The sequence below is a fragment of the Salipiger sp. CCB-MM3 genome (assembly GCF_001687105.1).
Classification (GTDB): Bacteria; Pseudomonadota; Alphaproteobacteria; order Rhodobacterales; family Rhodobacteraceae; genus Salipiger.
On sequence record NZ_CP014597.1, the window covers coordinates 111,881 to 131,907 of the forward strand.

The 20,027-nt window shown below is 58.2% G+C and carries 20 protein-coding genes and 1 pseudogene; 8 read left to right on the forward strand and 13 right to left on the reverse strand.

Features of this window, described 5'->3' with window-relative positions; translation table 11 throughout:
• Positions 1 to 36 precede the first annotated feature (36 nt).
• Positions 37 to 708 (reverse strand): hypothetical protein, encoded by a 672-nt coding sequence (locus AYJ57_RS20875; protein ID WP_157374330.1) that lies wholly within the window; start codon positions 706 to 708, stop codon positions 37 to 39.
• 219 nt (positions 709 to 927) lie between these two features.
• Here AYJ57_RS20875 and AYJ57_RS20880 point away from each other — a divergent pair, with 219 nt between their 5' ends.
• The gene (locus tag AYJ57_RS20880; RefSeq protein WP_066110645.1) at positions 928 to 1,122 is read left to right on the forward strand and encodes a hypothetical protein; all 195 of its coding nucleotides are present in this window, start codon (positions 928 to 930) and stop codon (positions 1,120 to 1,122) included.
• A 99-nt stretch (positions 1,123 to 1,221) separates the two neighbouring features.
• Here the strand turns inward: AYJ57_RS20880 and AYJ57_RS20885 are convergent, their stop codons facing one another.
• The 4 genes from AYJ57_RS20885 to AYJ57_RS20900 form a co-directional block, all read right to left on the reverse strand.
• Entirely contained in the window at positions 1,222 to 1,494 is a 273-nt protein-coding gene (locus AYJ57_RS20885; protein WP_066110647.1) for a hypothetical protein, read from the reverse strand.
• Between the two features lie 125 nt (positions 1,495 to 1,619).
• The gene (locus AYJ57_RS20890; RefSeq protein WP_066110649.1) at positions 1,620 to 1,799 is read right to left on the reverse strand and encodes a hypothetical protein; all 180 of its coding nucleotides are present in this window, start codon (positions 1,797 to 1,799) and stop codon (positions 1,620 to 1,622) included.
• Between the two features lie 253 nt (positions 1,800 to 2,052).
• On the reverse strand, positions 2,053 to 2,691 hold the full coding sequence (locus AYJ57_RS20895; protein WP_157374331.1) for a hypothetical protein: 639 nt from the start codon (positions 2,689 to 2,691) through the stop codon (positions 2,053 to 2,055).
• Positions 2,692 to 3,035: 344 nt separating this feature from the next.
• A protein-coding gene (locus tag AYJ57_RS20900) for an IS3 family transposase (protein WP_157374332.1) occupies positions 3,036 to 4,387 on the reverse strand; the annotation gives its coding sequence in 2 pieces (ribosomal slippage) (positions 3,036 to 4,051 and positions 4,051 to 4,387; 1,353 coding nt in all).
• A 78-nt stretch (positions 4,388 to 4,465) separates the two neighbouring features.
• Between AYJ57_RS20900 and AYJ57_RS25650 the strand changes: the two are divergent.
• A pseudogene (locus AYJ57_RS25650) lies at positions 4,466 to 4,537 on the forward strand (DUF2200 family protein); the annotation flags it as partial.
• 24 nt (positions 4,538 to 4,561) lie between these two features.
• Here AYJ57_RS25650 and AYJ57_RS20910 read toward each other — a convergent pair.
• On the reverse strand, positions 4,562 to 5,494 hold the full coding sequence (locus tag AYJ57_RS20910) for an endonuclease domain-containing protein (RefSeq protein WP_193789564.1): 933 nt from the start codon (positions 5,492 to 5,494) through the stop codon (positions 4,562 to 4,564).
• 111 nt (positions 5,495 to 5,605) lie between these two features.
• Here AYJ57_RS20910 and AYJ57_RS20915 point away from each other — a divergent pair, with 111 nt between their 5' ends.
• On the forward strand, positions 5,606 to 6,415 hold the full coding sequence (locus AYJ57_RS20915; RefSeq protein ID WP_066110657.1) for an aminoglycoside phosphotransferase family protein: 810 nt from the start codon (positions 5,606 to 5,608) through the stop codon (positions 6,413 to 6,415).
• A 406-nt stretch (positions 6,416 to 6,821) separates the two neighbouring features.
• On the opposite strand, the gene AYJ57_RS20920 is transcribed toward AYJ57_RS20915, so the two are convergent.
• The 3 genes from AYJ57_RS20920 to AYJ57_RS20930 all read right to left on the reverse strand — a co-directional run bounded on the left by AYJ57_RS20920 (position 6,822) and on the right by AYJ57_RS20930 (position 8,794).
• A protein-coding gene (locus AYJ57_RS20920) for an IS3 family transposase (RefSeq protein ID WP_157374255.1) occupies positions 6,822 to 7,948 on the reverse strand; the annotation gives its coding sequence in 2 pieces (ribosomal slippage) (positions 6,822 to 7,684 and positions 7,684 to 7,948; 1,128 coding nt in all).
• A 60-nt stretch (positions 7,949 to 8,008) separates the two neighbouring features.
• Complete coding sequence (locus tag AYJ57_RS26665; RefSeq protein ID WP_157374333.1) at positions 8,009 to 8,128, reverse strand: AAA family ATPase; 120 nt, start codon at positions 8,126 to 8,128, stop codon at positions 8,009 to 8,011.
• A gap of 45 nt (positions 8,129 to 8,173) precedes the next feature.
• Positions 8,174 to 8,794 (reverse strand): HDIG domain-containing metalloprotein, encoded by a 621-nt coding sequence (locus AYJ57_RS20930; RefSeq protein WP_193789565.1) that lies wholly within the window; start codon positions 8,792 to 8,794, stop codon positions 8,174 to 8,176.
• Positions 8,795 to 9,177: 383 nt separating this feature from the next.
• Here AYJ57_RS20930 and AYJ57_RS20935 point away from each other — a divergent pair, with 383 nt between their 5' ends.
• Together AYJ57_RS20935 and AYJ57_RS20940 are read left to right on the forward strand one after the other, a co-directional pair.
• Entirely contained in the window at positions 9,178 to 9,537 is a 360-nt protein-coding gene (locus AYJ57_RS20935; RefSeq protein ID WP_066110662.1) for a hypothetical protein, read from the forward strand.
• Between the two features lie 5 nt (positions 9,538 to 9,542).
• Positions 9,543 to 9,890, forward strand: a complete 348-nt coding sequence (locus AYJ57_RS20940) for a hypothetical protein (protein ID WP_157374334.1) — start codon at positions 9,543 to 9,545, stop codon at positions 9,888 to 9,890.
• A 21-nt stretch (positions 9,891 to 9,911) separates the two neighbouring features.
• On the opposite strand, the gene AYJ57_RS20945 is transcribed toward AYJ57_RS20940, so the two are convergent.
• Positions 9,912 to 12,731: a hypothetical protein gene (locus AYJ57_RS20945; RefSeq protein ID WP_193789566.1), complete on the reverse strand. Its 2,820-nt coding sequence runs from the start codon at positions 12,729 to 12,731 to the stop codon at positions 9,912 to 9,914.
• 71 nt (positions 12,732 to 12,802) lie between these two features.
• A complete protein-coding gene (locus tag AYJ57_RS20950; protein WP_066110670.1) occupies positions 12,803 to 13,552 on the reverse strand; it encodes a hypothetical protein in 750 nt (249 codons plus the stop codon).
• Positions 13,553 to 14,198: 646 nt separating this feature from the next.
• Between AYJ57_RS20950 and AYJ57_RS20955 the strand changes: the two genes are divergently transcribed.
• The 3 genes from AYJ57_RS20955 (at position 14,199) to AYJ57_RS20965 (ending at position 17,825) form a co-directional block, all read left to right on the forward strand.
• A complete protein-coding gene (locus AYJ57_RS20955; protein WP_066110673.1) occupies positions 14,199 to 15,113 on the forward strand; it encodes a porin in 915 nt (304 codons plus the stop codon).
• Between the two features lie 578 nt (positions 15,114 to 15,691).
• A complete protein-coding gene (locus AYJ57_RS20960) occupies positions 15,692 to 17,089 on the forward strand; it encodes a sensor histidine kinase (protein ID WP_066110675.1) in 1,398 nt (465 codons plus the stop codon).
• Between the two features lie 49 nt (positions 17,090 to 17,138).
• Positions 17,139 to 17,825, forward strand: coding sequence for a DUF6639 family protein (locus AYJ57_RS20965; RefSeq protein WP_237220277.1), 687 nt, complete (start codon positions 17,139 to 17,141; stop codon positions 17,823 to 17,825).
• Positions 17,826 to 17,863: 38 nt separating this feature from the next.
• Here AYJ57_RS20965 and AYJ57_RS20970 read toward each other — a convergent pair whose 3' ends face one another.
• Both AYJ57_RS20970 and AYJ57_RS20975 read right to left on the reverse strand, forming a co-directional pair.
• Positions 17,864 to 18,331 (reverse strand): hypothetical protein, encoded by a 468-nt coding sequence (locus AYJ57_RS20970; RefSeq protein ID WP_157374335.1) that lies wholly within the window; start codon positions 18,329 to 18,331, stop codon positions 17,864 to 17,866.
• A gap of 128 nt (positions 18,332 to 18,459) precedes the next feature.
• Positions 18,460 to 19,383, reverse strand: coding sequence for a Fic family protein (locus tag AYJ57_RS20975; protein WP_066110678.1), 924 nt, complete (start codon positions 19,381 to 19,383; stop codon positions 18,460 to 18,462).
• Positions 19,384 to 20,027: the final 644 nt, after the last annotated feature.

Here is a 20,027-nt window from a genome sequence, read left to right on the forward strand (position 1 = left end):
CCTCTTGCTCGCCGCGCTGCGTGATGTAGGCAGCAATCAGTGATCTAGGTACCTCGGAGGTAACGACGTAGCAGAGGTCTCCTGGCCGCGCAAACCGCTTGGAGAACCATTCGGCCGTATTTCAGAGAACGACCAAGCCCAGCCAGCGTTAGCCGCCTCCAGAGGGGACGGCTTCGAGAACCTGGGGAACTGAACGCCTCGGTGGACGGTCACCACGTCAGGCATGGCTCGCAGCGCACGGCGGTCACGCGCGCTCGTCATGAAATCACGGTGGGGGACCTTCACGTTCATCAGTCGAGACCAAATCGGGCTTGCCTCGTCATGCTCGCCGTCGGACCGCATGTGGCGCGCCAAGCGCCAGAAGGTCACGGCTTCGCGGGCGTTTTCTTCGGCATCGAGGAACTCTCCCATGGTTGCGTATTCGACTAGGTAGTCCATCCGGAAAGCGCGCTCTAGTCCGGCAAATACGCCACCCCAGTTTCTCTTGGCCAAGTTCTCGCGATGGACGCTCTCCCGGAACTCGATCAGACCTTCGATCTCACACGGCGTCGCAACCGGAAACATGGTCAGATAGTGAGGGTGTTTGAACCACCAGATCTCCGTTCCCGTCTCGTCCGGCGAGCGGCAGTAATGTCTCAACCGGACAGGCAGGTCATCGGGCGTCTCGTAAACGGTCAGCTTCATTTCAGGCGGTGAGAGTTCTGTCATCGAGGTCCCTGCTCCTAGGCCTCCCTTTTATCATTCGAAAAGCGGTTGGGAAACCGAGTGTGCGCGCTAACGCTGCATTGCAGCAAACGCAAAGCGGGTCTTCGGCATCGTCGGTGGTCCGCAAGCAAGGACGTCACTATTTTCAGCGGTGTAGCACGACGGGGCCGAGGAAATGGTCCCACACCGGCAGATGGGCTGCCGAACAGAAAGGACCAAGCTATGACCGCAACTGCAACAAACACTCCAAACGTTTCCAGCTCGAACAGCCTGACGGATGCCCTGCGCCGCTTCGGCCGCCGCATGATGATCAGCCGTGAGCTGACCGCACTCAGCTCTATCCCGCCGCACCTGGTGGACCGTGACGTGATCGCTTCGCGTCAGAAGGCACTTCGCGACGAGTTCCAAGCTCTCTGATTTTTAGAGGCTCAGGTATCGACTGAAAGACTGCGCTGGGCGTCCTCGAGGGGGCGCCCTTGTTGCTTTCTGAGGTATTTGAGATGAGGCGATCCCAGATCAGGCTCCAGGCCGCGGAGGCAGGCTCATAGTGACCCGGGACATTCGTGCTTCTTCGTGAAGCTTCTCAAGCTTCTCCGCATCGGTCCCATCCGCGTAGACCGTCTCCTCGATCATCTCGAAGATTTCCTCGAGGTGGAACGCCCGGCGCGTGAGCAACTCCAGCGGCCCTTCAAGGTTGTTGATCTGCTCACGGATTTCCCGCGCAGCTGCGCGGCTTCCTTTTTTCGTCACGTGTAGATTTCCTTTCTCGTTCTCCGGCACGAAGCTCACGGTGAAACTTCCTGAATTCTGTATTCCCGCTGTTTTCCGGTTTGCTATGGGTGCGCGCCGGCCGGCTACTCCGCGCCATGTGCAAGGTCACGGGACGCAGATCGCGGGTCTCCGAAGAAGACTTTCTATGCTGCCGACTTCCAAGCGAGAACCGTGCGCATTGCCAGATCAGCGACCTCTTCGCGGCTCATCAAGCCGGTCTCCATCGCTTCATCCAGGTCTTCTTTGAGCAAGCGCCCCGTTGTCTCTTCCGCGTTCGCACGGAGGCCACGTTCGATTGCCAGCTCACGAATGTAGTCGCTCATATCGCCTTCTTTCTCCTATTGGCGGCCTACTCACCGACGACAGTAAACGATCGCCGGCTGACTGCCCTGTTAAGGACGCCCGCACCGATTTCTCGGCTGCACAGTGCCAGCGGTTTCGGCCGTTATTTCTTCAGATGCCGGTCGCAAGAAGTTCTCGATGACCGAGCTCGTCCGCTTGAGGTGCGGCTTGCCTTCCTCCGCCGAGCGCGCCCAAGGCTTCCTGGAGATCACGCGCAATTCGGTGGTGCAGGGTTCAGTAGACGTAGGTTTTCAGAGAGGCATACTCACCGGTGAAGATTTCGCCGGTTTCCGGATCGTAGGGAGAGAGCTTCTTCACGATATCCGTGTGACGCCCGCGCTCGTCATTGCCATCTTCGATCTCGGCGACGACGAGTTCAGCCGGGATCCGCGTCGGGTTGACTGTCAGTTCGATCGCCCCCGTGCTCGAGGCACGATCCCAATAGTTTCGCGGCAGCAGGTTGTCGGCAGCATCCCAAAGCACGTCACGGGGCTCGTGCTCCCAGCCATCTTGGAAGCAAGGCCAGTGGCTACCGGTCATTTTCCAGTTCTGGTGCTTGTGGGCTTCGGTGATCGAAGTCCAGTGGGTCCCGCTCGGGGTGAAAAGCGTGTCGATATAGAAGGTCTTGTGGTTCGCGTCCCAAAGCTCCTTGGTTCCGTCGTCGCCGAAGCCCCAGAAGCTCAGGCGGAAGTCAAAGCCGAGCCAGGCGCAGACGGGTTTTCCATCGACGCCCTTGCCAGAATACGCCGCACGATGCGCCAGCTGAAGGCGATGCATAACCATTCCGATCAGACGAAGTTCGTCTGCGATACGGTGAGCAAGAGGAGACTGGATCTTGAGACGATCAGGGATAGAGGCTTGCGCTACGGTCACGGGCAATCCTTTCTGTTAAGGATAGAATGCAGCAGCGCCCAGGTGGTGTCAACAATTGAAGGATAAACATCTGCCTTTTCTTTCAAGAGCATATTCCAGCCCCTCCGCAGGCGGTGCCTTTTCCGGTCAGGCGGACAGTGGTTTCAATCTACAACTGAGCGGATTTTTCGGGGCTATCTCGTTAGACGTCAGAGCGAAAGGCACTGCTGGGCACTAACCCCCGCCCCTACGAGTGAGCGGTTTTTCAGGCTGTCTGCAGGGCGCCCAGCGCTTGTCCGTCATCAAATAATTTGGGACCCGGAATGCTCTGCCGGTCAGGAGGGTCTGGCTCATACTGTTCGAGGTTAGGCCGCCTGAGTTCGGTTGAGCAAGCGGCGCTGGCGGATGGTGTCGGACTTGATCCTCCTTCGTTCGGCTAAGATGGCTTTGGCGCGACCGAAGTAGACGTCGGCCGGGGTGACGTTTCCGAGGCTCTCATGGACGCGTTGATGGTTGTAGTGGTCGACGAAGGTCTCGATCGCGGCCTCGAGTGCGCCGGGGAGGTAGTGGTTCTCCAGCAGGATGCGGTTTTTCAGGGTCTGGTGCCAGCGTTCGATCTTGCCCTGCGTCTGCGGATGATTGGGGGCCCCGCGCACATGCTCCATCTGCTTGTCCTCCAGCCAGATTGCGAGATCGCCTGCGATGGAGGACGAGCCGTTGTCGCTGAGAAGTCGTGGTCGGTGTAGCACGGTCGGCTGGTCGCAACCGGACGCCTCCAGCGCGAGCTGGAGTGTGTCAGTGACATCTTCGGCTCGCATGGTCGTGCAGAGCTTCCAGGCGATTACATATCGGCTGAAGTCATCCAGGATGGTGCTCAGATAGTACCAACCCCAACCGATCACCTTCAGGTACGTGAAGTCGGTCTGCCAGAGCTGGTTTGGCCGGCTCGTCTTATCGCGGAACTCGTCCGCAGCCTTGACAACGATGAAGGCAGGGCTCGGGATCAGGTCGTGCGCCTTGAGGATGCGATACACCGAAGCCTCTGAGACAAAGTACTTCTTCGTATCTGTGAAGCGCACCGCAAGCTCCCGTGGAGAGAGTTCGGGCTCCTCCAGCGCCAAGCCGACCACATCCTGCCGGACATCATCAGGGATGCGGTTCCAGACCCGACCCGGGTGGGGTCGGCGATCCTCGAGACCGGCCTCGCCAAGGGATCGGTATCGGTCGTACCAACGATAGAAGGTTGTCTTCGGAATACCGAACATCTCCAGCGTGCGCGCCGCGGGCAGATGTGATCTCTCGACGAGCCGGATAATCTCGAGCTTTTCGGATGCAGGGTACCTCATTCGTGGTCTCCCCCATCCCCGATCATACTTTTTTTGAGCAGCCGATTCTCAAGGGTGGCCTCTGCCAAGGCCTCCTTCAGCGCGCTGGCCTCAGCCCGCAGGACCTTCACTTCCGGGCTGCTCGCCTGGCGCGCTGTGTCACCAGCAAGCCGCTTCTTGCCGGCCTCGAGAAACTCTTTGGACCAACTGTAGTACAGGCTCGTCGCAATCCCCTCGCGCCGGCAAAGCTCGGCTATGCTCTCCTCGCCGCGAAGGCCCTCAAGCACGATGCGGATCTTTTCCTCCGCCGAATGCTGTTTGCGGGTGCGTCGGCGGATGTCCTTCACAACCTTCTCGGCGGAAGGCTTAGGTGTTCCGGGTTTATGTCTCATCTCCACTCCTTGGTGGTTACGATGAGCCAGAAACCCTCCTTTCCGAAATCAATTCAGATGTCCCATAGGCGCTGACGCCGGACACTCGACAAGCTCATCGACGAGCTCGCCAAGGGCAAGGCCATGGAGAAGATCCTCCGGGCACCGTAGGGGATCTAAGGCCGAAGTGCTCGCTCAGAGATTTTCATCCTCAAACTGCCGGGCGACTTTGTGGTACATCGCGGCAAATTCCGGATCGGCATCCAACTTTTCCTGAAGCTTCGCCTCATGCTCCTCGATCTCCCGTTGTATCTGCGCCTCATCCTCCTTCGCCCACTCCCTAGCGCGCTCCGCATACTCTTCGTTGAAATTTCTCATCCTCTCGTTTACCTGATCCAGCCCTGCATTTAGACGATCAAGCCCACCTTCGATCGACGCCAGCACCCCAGGGGTCGCAGTCTTCGCCTCGCCAGGCTCCAAGGGCACGTATTTCCTCGGCGTCAAAGCACGCGCTCGAGCTTTCTTGGCCAACCAGATGGAGCGCGCCTTTCGAAGCTGAGCAATTGTCTGCGCGGGATCGTACAGAGCGGTCTTCGCCGGCAGGCGTAGAATTTCATAGCCCGCGGCCGACAACGTTTGGTCCCGCGCTGCATCCCGTGCAACAGCTTCGGGTGAAGAGTGCCAACGCGCGCCATCGACCTCGACGATCAAACCACCATCAACAAGGAAATCGAGCCGGTAGTTCGGGACTGGAACCTGAAGGTCGAGCGTCAGTCCTTTGCCACCGAGCCTGCCGTTGACAGGCTTTAGGTCGAATGCAGCCACCATCGCATCCAGAAAGGCCACCTCGGCGGGAGACTCGCAAACATTCTGAAAATGGCGAAGCCAATCGGGATCCGCTTCTGTAAGTCGCTCGAGCTTGCTAGGCGTCTTCGGCTCCACCTGATCTTTCGGTCGGAGCCAGGCTGTGCATCCCCAGATGACGACGAGTTGGAGTAGAATGAGAGGAGAGGCAAAAACAAAGGCCAGGGTGAACGCTGTCCAGGCAAAGGCTACGTAAAACAACCAGTCAGGCTTCTGAAAAGCCGCCCCGAGCACCCTCGCTGCCACCAGCGACAGTGCGATCATCGCTTGAAAGCCTAACACCGCAACTGAAAGCGCTGACATCCCTCAAACTGGCACCGCCGAAAATCTTCACTCACCAACACCGGCAATGTGTCCATTCTAAGGAGCCTGGCAATGTTTACGCCCTACCTGCTTCTCTGGAACCTGACCCCCGATGGACCTCCGATCACCACTCCTTCCTCCGCCCTGCTTCCAGTCACGCAGGGCACGATGAAAGCCATGCTAAAGGTCGCGCTGACTGAAGAAGAGCGAGTAGGCGCCGACTTGATGAAATGGTGGGCCGGAGATGGTGCCGCTCGAGTTCTAGCTCAGGAAGGCGGTGCTCTCCTGCTGGAGCGCGCTGTCGGCTCCTCCTCTCTCACAGAGATGGCACAGAGAGGCCAGGATGAGGATGCCACTCGCATCCTATGCCGGGCGGTGGCCGACCTTCACGCACCGCGGGAGGCGCCTCTTCCGATGTTGACGCCTCTGGGCACATGGTTCAGGGCTCTGGGGCCCATGGCGCGCCAGCGAGGCGGCGTCTGGACCCGCTGCCATGAAGCCGCTGAAGAACTGCTGTCGAGCGGCCAGGAGGCCGTTCCGCTGCATGGGGACATACACCACGGGAACGTGCTCGACTTCGGCTCAAGAGGGTGGTTGGCGATCGATCCCAAGGGTCTGCTAGGAGAGCGCGGCTTCGATTACGCCAACATCTTCACCAATCCCGACCTCGCAGAACCAAATTACCCAGTCGCGACCGATCCCGACATTTTCGCGGCCCGCCTCGCGATCGTGACCAAGATGTCGGCCCTCCCCCGGCAGCGCCTACTGAAGTGGATCGCAGCCTGGTGCGGACTGTCGGCGGCCTGGTTCTTTGGAGATGGAGAGGGCGCGCCGGTAGACCAGAGGATCGCTGAGATGGCGATTGGGGCGCTGAAAGGTTGACGCATACTTGCTCGATCCAAAGACTTCCTTATCGCGATGGTCGCCGTTCGATCCATCTGCACTCTATCGTTTCGTCAAACCAGGTGCAGCTCTGATAAGTCTCCATGAGGTGCCATCGGCGATCAGCCCGATAGCTGAAACGACCATATGCCCTTCCTTTGCTTCCCGTGACGGCCTGCATGGCCTCAGCGACATCACCCATGGTACCTGAGCCGTTCATGGTCGTGTTAACGAAATATCGGCAGAATGCGTCGCCTTCCTCTGATCTCACACACTCCTCGAGCCTGACGCCATTGACCTCCACGCTGAAGCTGCTGGAGTTGTATTTGCCGAACCCGGTCCAGATACAATTCAGGGCTTCGATGTTGTTGCTGAGCTGACCCCATCGAGTGGTCCGGGTTAAATGCTAATGCATGGTCGGCCTTCGATCTATGGGGATGAAGGTCTCCGGTGCCGGTGTCCGATATCCAAGAGCGCTATGCGGCCGAGCGGTGTTGTAGTGCTTTCGCCATTGTTCGATGAGGATTTGCGCCTCCCTCAACGAGTAGAAGACCTCGCCATTGAGGAGTTCGTCCCTGAACCTGCTGTTGAAGCTCTCGCAATAACCGTTCTCCCAGGGTGACCCCGGCTCGATGTACGCGGTCTTCGCCCCCACCAGCTCGATCCAGTCGCGCACCTTCTGCGCGATGAACTCCGGGCCGTTGTCGGACCGGATGAACCGCGGCGGGCCGCGCTGGATGAAGAGATCGGTCAGGGCGTCCAGGACATCGGTGGAGTTCAGTCGCCTGTCGACACGGATCATTAACGCCTCCCGCGTATATTCATCGAGGATGTTGAGCGTCCGGTAGGTCCGGCCGTCACTGGTCCGGTCCTGCACGAAGTCGTAGGACCAGACGTGGTTGGGGTGCTCGGGCTTCAGCCGCACGCAAGAGCCATCGTTCAGCCAGAGCCTGCCGCGCTTCTTCTGCTTGTGTGGGACCTTGAGCCCTTCGCGCCGCCAAATGCGCGCCACCCGCTTGTGGTTCACCTGCCAGCCGGCACGCCGCAGCAGCACGGCGACCCGGCGGTAGCCGTAGCGGCCATACTCCCGGGCCAGATCGATGACGTCGGCGGTCAGCCGCGCCTCGTCTTCCCGGCCCTGTGGTGGCTTGCGCTGCGTGGAGCGGTGTTGGCCGAGCACCCGGCAGGCCCGGCGTTCGGAGATGCCGAGTGTCTGGCGCACATGCTCCACGCATTCGCGGCGGCGCGAAGGGCTTAGAAGTTTCCCTGGGCAGCCTCGGTCAGGATCAGCTTCTCGAGCGTCAGGTCAGATACCGCCCGCCGCAGCCTCAGGTTCTCCTTCTCGAGTTCCTTCAGCCGCGACAACTGTGCCCGGTTCATCCCACCATACTGCTTCCGCCACCGGTAAAAGGTATGCTGCGATATCCCGATCTGCCGCACCGCATCGGCCATCGACAGGCCCTGGCCATGCAACACCTCGACCTGACGCAGCTTGGTGACAATGTCTTCCGGCTTCTCACGCTTTCCAGCCATTCCGTAGTCCTCCTGTTCGCCGAAATCCTATCGGATTTCAGGCTTCGTGGGTGGACCACTTCAAAGGGGCTGGCTCAAGACCCCCATCTCCGCCCGCAGGTCATCCAGTGAAACCACATTCTTGGTCATCGCATACTTGCTGATCCAGGTGTCCTTCCCCGCCCCCGGCAACCCGCACATCAGGATAACGAAGGAGCGGAAGCTCTCATGCGCCTCGAAGCCAAGTTAGCGGTCCTGCTTTTCGAGGTACTCGAGGCGGGTCGTGTCGTTCGGGAAATCCCGCGGCACACCAAGGCACCCGGACTCTGAAAACATCATCTCGGCGAGATCGATGTTGTCTAGTACACGCTGGGCGTCCTGGCAAATGCGGCCGTGGATGTCGTGCCGCGCATGAAGACATAGATCGGCTGTGTTGCAGGTGAGCGAGATCTCGATCGCCTTCTTCTCGGGGTCGTCTCGCTCGAGCAGCCAGAAAGGGGCCTGGTGATGCTCGATCAGCCCGCAGACTTCTTCCCGCCAGCGGAATTGGGCCCCCGCTTCCATCAGGAAACGTCGAGCGATATTCATGCCGGTGCGTGAGTGCCCACGGGATGAGATGCGACCGTCCTCGTCGTAGACAGTCGTCGCTGGCTTCCCGACATCGTGCAGCACCGCGGTCCAGAACAGCATCTCTCGGCGGTTTTCAGGAAGTCCCCGCCAGGCTTCATCTGCGACCAGGCTTTCGACGACGAGCTTGGTGTGCGTGAGGACATCCCCTTCAGCGTGGTGAAGAGGAGACTGCTCGGTCGAGCGCATGGCCTCGAACTCATCGAAAAGGATGGCCTCAATGCCGGGCCAGTCGATCATGAAATCTCCGCTGGCGGTAGGTGCCAGCGAGCGCAGGTGTTGGAAGCTTGTTCTCATTGCTCGAATATCCTGAAATTCAGCAGGAGCCTACATCTATCCTTCTTTCAAGTCGAGATCGCCCGGTGTCACTCAACCATTTTCGCGATCAAGGCGCCCCAGGTTGCACACCAGACTGCAAGAAATCCGCACGCAGCGAGCGAGAATGACGCTAGTGCTCGAGCATCTACAGGGCGGGTGATCACATCGATGGGCGTATGAGAGCTCATAATCTGTATCCTTTTTTCGGCAACATCGACTGTACGGAATGTCCATTAATCCGAAATTAAGGGCGCCAGTTGCAAACAGCCGCACACTTTCTTCGTGTACGAAAAAGGAATACCGATATGAACGACGACATCACGGCACATGAAATCGCGCAAGAAAACACCGAGCGTCTCGGAGAGCTCTTCGAGATGCTGCGCGAGGTTCGCGAGAAGGGGCTGATTTACTGGGAGCCGAACACATCTCGCGGGGCCGACAACCTACGCGAAATGCTAGCTGGCATTGACAGGTTCATGGCTGCAGCGGTCCACGATGTCGATCAGGCTATCGACAAGACCACCGAGCTGCTTCGTGATGCGCGTGACAATGGCCTCATCTACTGGGAGCCGAACACGGACCGAGGCGCTGAGCGAAAGTCAGACATGGTGGCTCGGATCGACGCGCTGATCGAGCCCGCGCCGGCACCTGGCCCGAGGATGTGAGGCCATTGTCACGCGCAAAGACCCCGGCACAGACCCTCGAGGCGATGATCGATTGCTGCCATGCGCTCAAGGACTCCGATGTCCTGCGCATGGCGCTCCCTGGTCATGGCGTAACTCTGAATTTTCTGACGCACCGGCTCGATCGCCACATCGCCGAAGAAAACGCCGAGCCCACTGACTACCGCCTCAAGGGCATCACCGAAACTCTTCGGGAAGCGCATGAGCTACTCGAGCTCTGGGAGCCAAAAGAGCAATCTGTGGAAGCTACTCTGCGCTACATGGCGGTTTTCCTGATCGAGACCTCGAATAAGCCTGCGTTCAGGCCGGCGCTGCCCCGGGCGCCCACCATGTAGGAGTCGTGAGCAGCTACGATTTCAGAACCTGATCTCCCAGTCCTCCGGCGTCTCCTCGGGCTGAGCCGCTTTCTCTTCCGCTATCTGGCGATCGCGCTCCATTTTGGCGAATACTTCCTCTCGCGTGCGTGGTCTACTTTGAATAGCGCTGGCCCCCCCTTCTGCAAGATCGTCACGGAGGATCGTCAGATACGGAATTTGTTCCTTCCAATAATCGATGCCATGCTGGTCTGGCTCGCTGGGTATGGCGCGGATCGTTCGCATAGACTGGTTGATGATGTTGGCGCAAAGCTCATGGGTTACGTCCGGCGCCCATCTCGCATACCTAAGAGCCCGATCAAGATCGCCTAGTCCGCACCGCGGATGGTGCCCGACCTTCAAGCGCATGTCAGTGATCTTCTGAAAACTGTCGGCGCGCGCGTCATTGGGCAGATCGTTGCCTTCATCAGAGGCAAAGACGGCTAGCGCCTTCAGCCGCGGTGGGGCGAAATTGTTGTCCCCGGTGATCGCGATGCCGTGTGCCCTTTGCTGCAACGCCTTAAGCCGCTGCATGTCATTTCCGGCAATGTCATAAGCCCGCATGTATGCTGACTCCGCTCGAACGTAGTCCTCCTTCACGCGCTTGGCCTCAGCCTGCATAAGAGCGATCTCGAACTTCTGTGAGGCGCCGTCGCCCAGGATATTGGAGATCTTCTTGATGCGATCCAGCGCAGGCATCACTACCGGCCGTGGCTCTCCGTAATATTCGTCCGGTCCACTGAGCACGATCTGACGGCCCCTTGGGACCACATACCGTTCCAGGGAACCGCGATCCAAGCAATTCTGGCTTACCCTAAATTCTCGCTGCCGCAAGATCTTGAGTAGGTCTTCGATGTCCGTTTGCACGTCACCGGGCAGCCCGAGTTTATGGACCTTTCCGGCGGCCATTATCGCGCCGTCCCAATCCCAATCACGCCCGCATAGCGCCATTTCGAGGTCGCGCACAGGCGCCAACTTTTCAGGCTCGATCCCAATCTCCGGGCCTGACAGCTGCGCCTTGGTAGCCACCTCTGCAGCCAGATCACCTATGCCGGTCAAAGCTCTCGTGTCGCCAGTCAATATCCCCATCTCTGCTCGTAGCGCGGGATCATTGAGCGAGGAGTTCTCCACTAGTTTATGCAGGGACTCCCATGCAAGGTAAGCGTCGCGTGTTTGCGGGGGAAACATAGACAGAGCGACCTTTGCATCGAGCCAAAGGTTTAACGCCTTCCCGTAGAGGTCGGCTTCACGAATACGCTCGTTTTCCCGGGGCTTGTTCCAGATAGAGTTCGCCGCATCGAAGGCCTGGCGCTCCCTCAGCTCCTTGATCGAAGAGAAATCCCGGTCGGCGAGGAAGTCTTCGGCCAAGGCCTTGTAGGCATTCCGGTACCCTCTGGGGTCTGTATAGCGCAGGATCTGGACTTGCATGATGCGAAGTCTCGTCTGATCGACGACTTCGGCAGCCTCTACCCGCTCGGCGAAATGCTTTTCCAGCTGACCAGAAGCTCGCTCGCAGATCTTTGGCTCGCGGCCTTCGAAGTCTCGAAGTAACGCTTCCCTTACTTCATCCGTGACTGATGCCATCCCGCCAGCTCTCTCGCAAATTTGGCTCGATGTCGAGAAGGTCTCCCAGTCCGCGGCACCCACATACGAGGGGTACTCAATTTTCAGGAAGTTGTAGGTTTCCTCGTCAATCGGCATCACGAGAGACAGGAGCCCAAGGCGGTTTCGCTCTGTCGCCGACATGAAAACGAGTGGGTCGATCTCAGAAGTGGCCGCTTCTCCCATAGCTTTCAGTGCCACCAAGCGGTTCTTGTCACCCCCGTAATCGAGGTACCGGTTCTTAAGCAGTTCGAAATGAGGAGGAAAGCCGCTCGAGATTTTGACGATCAGTCGCTTGGCCGTTTCATCCACAATACCGGCGTCCTCTAGGTAAGTCTCGACCTCGTGGTCATAGACCGGATGCAGCTTTGTAAGCAAACCAGTGACATTGTCGAACCCATGGTCCTCCCAAGCCGGGATTTCCTTGCCTGAAATGATCCACTGCGTTCCCTTGGTCTCCTGAATGAGGTCTCTTAGCCACTGGTCGTCTCCCAGTTGCTCGAGGCTGTCGACCATGAAAGCGATCGTGAGCTCAGGCCGGCGCGTTTTCAGCCGCTGAATATCCAGCGCCAGGATATCAGGTAGAAGCTCTCGTATTTGAGTGTTCGGCATCTTCTGCAGACGCGCGAGATCGACCTTCACGTCGTGGGTCTTGATCTTCTTCACCGCCGCTTCGGCCAGCTTGAGAACGGTGCTCTTGAGAAACTTCGCGCCTGGAATTTCGCCGATAAGGTCACCCATCGTCTCTTTGACGAGCTCTCGGTCTCCAACCCAGGACAGCAACTCGTCGCCAATCTCGTTGAACTGCGAGTTGTAGATTCGCGGGTACTCTTCTTGGATATCCTTGTGAGGGTTGCTCTCCTTAAACAGAATGGCCAGGGCCGCGTCGAAGCACGGGAAAGCTGCCAAATGCTCTGACGCCAAGCTTACCCTTATTTGCGCAAGGGCCCGCTCAGGAGTACGTCGTTCTGGATCTTTAAAATCGACATGACCGACCGCCCACTCGGTCTTGTGATCGAGCCGCTCCTGCTTCATCTCAGCTCGGATATCCTCCAAGAACGCAGTCTTCCCGATGCCGGTCTTTCCGGAGAGAAATGCCAGAGCGTACTCATTTTCCCTCGACTGTTCCCACAGGAATTCTTGGATGCCCAACTTTTCAAAGAAGCGCCCAGCGAGCCCTTTCCTTGGTTGGTAGTTGGCAAATCTATTTCTTGGCTGCATCGACATCTCCCCCCGCTTTCATAAGAAGATGGCCATCAGCAAGCAAGCGAGTTCGCCACTTCTTGCCCTTCCTATGCTGCCAGCTTTTCATTGATCCTGTGCGACGCCCGCTCGGTAGCCCGGGTGAACTCACCCTTGCTGAACCGCTGGACACCGTTGTGAGCTGCGCAAAGGGCCGCTACGCCTTCCCAGTCCCTACCGAGAGCCTCGAGCCAGGAGCAGAATTCATCCAGGGCGCCGTCGTGTGTTTTCAGAGCCTTTTTCAGAGTTGGGTGCAGGAGGAGTTTTGGAATTCTTCGACGAAGGACCGGCGGGACCGGTAGCACGTTGAAGGTGTCGTCTACGTGCAGGGCGCCGCTTTCAGGGTGGTAGGCCAATAACGAGCCCGCATGGACGCTTTCGTCGGCAGAGATGTAGTCGATCCCCTGAGGCAGGGAGAACAACAGATCCTCTTCGAATTGGCCGACAACCTCGGGGCTTTCGACTGCCTCCCCCTCCCACGGGACGCCTGGGCACACGCGGCGGTGCCTTTCAGAGCCGTAGAACTTGGCGCCAGGGAAGTCTCTTGCCATGGCGTCGCAGTGCAGCGTGTGAAACGGATGCAGGTTCAGAACGGCGTCCACCAAACGGCCATCGTCGGTGAGACCCATGACTTGGTCTTTGATCTCACCGTTCAGCGTATAGCTATCGAGGATAAGGAAGCGACCCGACTTCTTGCGCACGATCGATACGTGGGTGCCAATGTTGAGAATGCCGCCGATTTTCATCGTGCAACGCACGTTCCAGAACCCGTGCCCCAGGTTCACCAATCTGCGTGTCATCTCCTCATCTCCTTCCCTACAGCCGCAAAAATCGAACGCAGCTACCTTAAGGAGGTAGCGCTCAACGCCCTTGGGACGACTTTGCGATGGCCCTCGAGACGCAACCTCGGGATCGCGACATCGGTCCCTTGTGCCCCCGCTCACTGGTCGTTCGGCTAATATGTGCCTGCTGGTTTGCCCGGTGGCATGAGAACGCTACCTCAAGCCGCGATCGTGTTTCACCGCCACTCACGGGACCGCTCTGGAGAGAGCGCCCATGTTGGTTGAGGAGCTCTCTCCTTTAACTCTCGCGACCGCTGCCTCGTAACGTGCAATCTCGACGCTTCACATCAGATTGAAACCGGGCGCCGGAGCAATGTGCTATCTCTTTGCTCAAGGGCGGCGCTGCATCCCCCAGATGATCGTGGCTTCCGCGATTTCAGCGTCCCCTCGAAGCGCGCTCATAACTCTCTTGCTGGGCGCGCTTCACAGGAACGTTCTAGCCCACTATCGTTCACAGCTGCGTATTGACCAGCGGCTTTGAACGCACGTGCCTGTGCCAACATTGACACAGAGATCGAAAGTAAATGCTCTTAAAGCTCTGATAGCATTGTAGTTTGGGCGCCTCCTCGCGAAACAGGACACCCAAACAACTACGAGCATTATTATGAATAACAGGTTTGTTTCCGCCCTCGCTCTTACTGCAGCACTCCTCCCGGTGGGGGCTGCGTCCGCGGCGGAATACTCGGCTGCCGCAACCCTCGGCTACGCACATAGCGACCTGGAGGGACTCGAACTCGACACGACTTCGCTCGACCTCTCTCTTGACGCACAGGCTACCGAAGCTCTGTCTTTCGGCATCGATGTAGCTCTGAGCAAGTCGAAACCAGAGGACGGAGAAGACTTCAATCTGCCGAGCTTCATGGCCGACATGGAGTACCGCTTCGGCAATGGCTTCTCTGCAGGGATTTACGCAGAGCGCTTCACTCTCGATACCGACCTGCTGCTCGGCACCGACATTGACTTCGATAGCTATGGCGTCACCGCAGGTTATGCGCGCGCAAACTACAAGGTAGAAGCTTTCTACGGCGAGACGGTTACCGATCCTGAATTGGATGACGTCACGATCCAGGACTTTGGAATCCTCGCAGCGATGGCGCCGAACTCGCAGTCGAGCATTGCTGCACGCTATGTGCGCAGCAACGCAGAAACCGATGGCACTAACGAAGACTGGGAGGCAATTGAGCTCGCAGGCACATACCAGATCAACGATCCCTGGGCCGTCTTCGCCGGAGCATCTTTCGGGCAGATCGACTCTCTTTCGCTGGACGTAGACACATACGGCTTTGGCGTGAGCTACAATCTCGATGCTGTCAGTGAGATTCCCGCTACCTTGTCGTTGGAACTCGCCCGAACCACACTTGATGTAGACGGCTATGGTGGCGATGCCGATACCGTTCGCGTCGGTGTGACTTTCCCGCTGGGCGCTGGCGGAGCAAAGCTCCCCTTGAACAGCGTTGCCGGCGCGGTTCAAAACGGTCGCCACAGCGCGCTCTCGAGCGCAGCTCTCGCGGCATTCTGAACCTTTCTTAGAAAACGATATGAGGTGTCTCTGCATTCTTGGAGAGACACCTCTGCTCCAACACTCGGTCGATCTTCACCCGAAATGTGCACGCTTCACGGCACCCCCCGGGCCCTTACGAGACGGCATGCTTGCTCGCCGAAAACGCCCCAGATACCCGTGGCCCCGAGCTTACTACACCACTCCGGAACGGCTCAGAGGGGCCGCGCACCTCTAAATCCCCAACGGTGCGTGCCCCTCTCTTAGCTCCTCGACGGGGCGTCAGAGATCTTCGATGAGAATGCACTGGCTCGCTGTTTAGCGCGTTCATACACATCTCGTCTGAGTGAGATCAGCACTCTCCCACCCGGCAAGCGTTGCTTATGGAACACCTTTCGTTGCCGTTCCCGTCCAGACTGCGCTCTGAAAAATACCATTTCTAGCATTGCCTTGTATCCGCCTTCATTGTGACCGAAGGTAGCCCACCAATGTGAAGACAACGTCACCTGACGCACTTCTGACACTTGGCAGAAACTCGGAGCTTGTTTTATCTTCAGAGGTAAGGAGGCACCGCATCAGCAAAGTCAGGGGACTATCTCTTGGATACTGCAAATGACGCGCAATGGGCCGGCATAGCCGGCGTAGGTAGCTACACATGGTGGATCGAAGACGACGCGCTCGAGTGGAGTGCCGGGCTTCTCGCACTTTACGGTCGGACATCTCCACCTGAAAATATCACCGCGTTCGTGAAGCTCATTCATCCCGATGACCGCCCACGCATCCGCGAAGAACTCGAGAGCGTGCTCGCGTCCGATCGCGACTACCAGTCGGAATTCAGAATCCTTCTTCCCAATGGCCAGGAGCGCATTGTGCTCGACCGCGGCGTGGTCCTGCGAGACACGACTGGGAAGCCGGTCGCCGTAAAAGGCCTCGAAACTGACACGACGTTCGCTGGCCGCCACGCAAGTACTCCATCTGCTGACAACGACGCATTCAGAGCACTCGAGATGCGGGTCACGAGGGCCGATGCTGTTCTCAAGACTGTCTTCGATGCGGCACCTGTCGGCTTGGGTGTTTGGGATCGAGACTTCCGCTTCGTGCACATCAACCGGAAACTTGCTGAGATGAATGGTCTGCCAGCCGCAGCACACATCGGGCGAACCGTCCAAGAAATGCTACCGGACCTCGATGATCACGCAGGCATCCACGAAATTTGGACCCAGGTCTTGGAGACTGGCGAGCCCAAATCAGACATCGAAGTCAGCGGGACAACTCCGGCGAACCCAGGCGTGACACGCCATTGGCGGGAGCATTTCTTTCCGGTGACGTCTCCAGACGGCGTCATAGGCGTGGCGGCGATCGCCGAGGATGTTACCGAGAGCAAGCGGGCCACTCAGCAGATCGACACGCTTTTGCGAGAGCTGAACCATCGTTCGAAGAACATGCTCACCTTGATCAGCGCGATCGCACGTCAAACTGCGCGTAGCCATCCCGACGACTTTCTCAAACATTTTCAGGATCGGCTATCTGCCATGGCTGCCGCCCAGGACTTGTTGCTGACCGGAACAGCTGGCGTTGTCGACATGGAAGAGCTCATGCACTCCCAGCTTCGTCCAGTCATCGAGGCGGCCGAAGCCCGTGTCAGCCTCAGCGGCGATGGGCCGATCACAATCGCCGCATCAAAAGCGCAGACGCTTGGGCTGGCGCTGCACGAACTCGCGACGAACGCGATGAAGTACGGATCACTGTCTGAAGAAGATGGTGAACTTGCAGTGTCGTGGAGCCTCGGCCCTGACGGGACTATCACGGTGGAGTGGAAAGAGCGCCTCGGTCCGATCGTAGCCCCGCCGAAGGCGAGAGGTTTCGGCACCAAGCTCATCGAGACGATGGTGCCCAGCCTCATCGACGGCAACGCAGTCACAAACTACGATCCCGAAGGCCTCAGCTGGACTTTAACGTTCGGCGCCGACCCGACAATTCAGAGCCCTATCGAGTAGCCCGTGCTAGAATGCCTCCGTATTTCCACAAGAGGCATTCGCGCGATTGATGATATTCCAGCCCAAGAACGCCGGGAGCATGCTCTGCACGGCCGTGCTGCTTTTGCCGATGAGAGCTGAGGCCGATCTTCTTTGCCCGGGTACCCTTGTCACCGCCCGAGCGCCGGCAGAGTCCGCTGTTGAGGAGCGCATCTGCGCAGTAGTTGTCGAAGCCGCCGCGCAGCTCAACACTTGCGGACTGCCGATCACGCGCCCTGTCCAGATCTTAGTGATCGACGGCAGCTTGGGAGATGGGTGTGTGGGTCTCTATCACTGCGGTGAAGACCTTATCGAGGTGCTCGCGCCCGATCGGCTCGAGGCCAATCGTTCACGCGACGGCATATTCGATGCGGTGCCAACCGATAGGTTCTTCGACAGCATTATCGTGCATGAGTTGGCTCACGCAGCGCACGACGCGCTCCCATGCCCTAGTGGCCTGTGCCTCGCTACCAGCGAGTATCTGGCGTACAACAGCCAGATAATGAGCCTGGAACCTGATGATCAGCGGGCGGTCATGGCAAGGATCGATATGGAAGAGACCGTAAAGCACGATGAGGTCAACGCCGCGATCTTATTCTTTAAGCCAAACGTCTTTGCAGCTCGCGCCTGGGCACATCTCAACCAGCGAGACGATCCGTGCGAGTACCTCCGCCACGTCGCGAACGGGGTCTTCACTTTCGACCGAGAGAGACCCTAGCACCGAAGGAATCAAATCATTGTACCGAGGAGCGTCACCTACTCGCAGTAGGTCTTGATGTAGTCATCGAGTTCATCGAACACAGTTTGCCCGACGAGCTCTGGGATCGTGAAGGTCGCTTCACTGAGCGACGACCTACGATGCACGTTACCTCCGCACAGAGTGATTGTCTCCGACGTGAGGCTGGAGATATCTGGGCGCCCTGAGAGAATGAATTCGGTCGTTTCGCCGTCAACCTGTGCGGAGAGCTTACCGACCGAACGCAGGTTGATATCCGCGCTTTCGCTCTTCAGGTCGCCGGAGGCCTCGCAAGTCCCCATAGCCTGCAGAACATAGGACAGCTTGCACTCGTTGATCGTCACCATAGAGACGGACGACTTGCCGCGTGTCGTCAAATCTCGGCCCAGCTTCGTAGAGGCCAGATACTCTTCACCGAAGTTTTCCGCGAACACGGGGACAGGTGCCGCCATAGCCATAGCAGCAGTGAAAATTGCCCATTTTTGCACGTGGACCCTCAACAGCGTTTTATTGTTTCGGCTTAGCTAACTCACAAATAGAACACGGTCAAAGCGATTAAGCTCCCGTTTCCTCAACCGAAGGTGAGCGTGGCGTGAGAACGACATTGTAAGACATCTTACTCTGCGGCAGCTTCGACGAGGTTCTCGGGTGAGGCGTGGCCGGTGCCGATCGTGTCGCTGATTTCGCAAAGTATCTGCTCAAGGAACCACTCGGTGAAGTGCTCGAGATAGCACAAAGACAGGTTACCACGGCCGTCCCTGTCCCCTTGTCGCGGGGTGTCCGCAAGAGCCATCTCTTCGTGGTACCGGCGGTCTTGATTTTGCCCCTCGCACAGGGCGTAACTGATCGACCACGGGCTGCGGTTGCATAGGCCAGCACGCAGCATCATGGCATGGGTCATCAACCGCGCCACGCGGCCGTTGCCATCCTGAAATGGGTGGATGTAGCTGAACCGGTGATGAGCAGCGGGGATGGCAAGGACCTTGCCGCGGTCGCCGGAGGTCAGTCCACGGTACCGCTTTTGAAAATGGGCCATGAAGTCAGGCACGCAATGCGGAGACGGCGGCAGATGGCGGCCTACGCTCACGTGGAAAAGGCGGTACTCCCCGGGGATCACATCTTGGTCGTCTAACTCCCGCATCGAAACAGGCATGCCGTAGTAGAGCTTGCGATGGACCTCACGCAGGAAGTCGGCATCTGTCGGCGCAGGGAGTTGCCCGCGATCATGCAAATCATCAATCCAAGCTTCGACATCGATGTGCGCGATCGCCGCTTGAGCAAGGTCCGCCTCCCGCCCGTGAAGGCTCTCGCCGCTTAGAGCCCGAGTGATCAGAAAGATCGGGACGTCGATGCCCTCAAGCTTCAACGAGAAGTGCGCATTCATCACCCTGACTTCGCGGCGCTCATGTTCCAGCTCAGCGCTGCTCGGCGCTGGGCGGACGGCCTTTTGCAGCATCAAAGCCAGGTCGACAGCAAGCTCGAGGCGCTCGGGAATCTCTTCCTCGAGGCCACATGGCTCCATTCGGCCTGGCGTCTCCATCACGTCTCTCCTGCCTCGTTCGCGCCCCTTCAACATGGAGCAACTCGTTTCTGGGGCGCTAAGGCCGGCCACATTCGCGAGAATCTAGACCAGGTCATCTGTGCCTTCAACGACGCGTTTACGGGATCGGCGGCATCCGGGAAGCGGCCCTACAGGACACCTTGTGAGGGCGGCCCTGCCACTTTCGGTTCAAGCACCCTCCAGGTCGTCCGGTTACCGTAGATGCGGGCGATCTCCGCGCCATCGCTATCGTCCTCAAGATCGTAGATGCAGTAGAAAGCGACATCCCTGCAGACCGCCTCCAATCCCAATGAAAACCTGTTTTGACTTCGGAAAAATGTGGACCAGCCTATCCTGACTTGCGCGCAGGTCAGCTCAATGTGCGCGCAAGTCAACATACTTTGCCTGCAAGTCAACTAAGGTCGAGACAGGTTGCCTTTTTGCGATACCTATCCTGATATCCCCGATACCTAGCTTGTGTCTTGCGATACCTAGCTCATCATTTTTCTTACGACTGATTTTCAGAGAATGAGGGAAATGAGGCTTCCAGCGACATTTTCAGAGTTTTGAGCAAGCGAAAGTACATGCAAGCATTGGACTGAGCCGTTGCACGGCAATGACGCCGGATCACACCAGAGAACAGC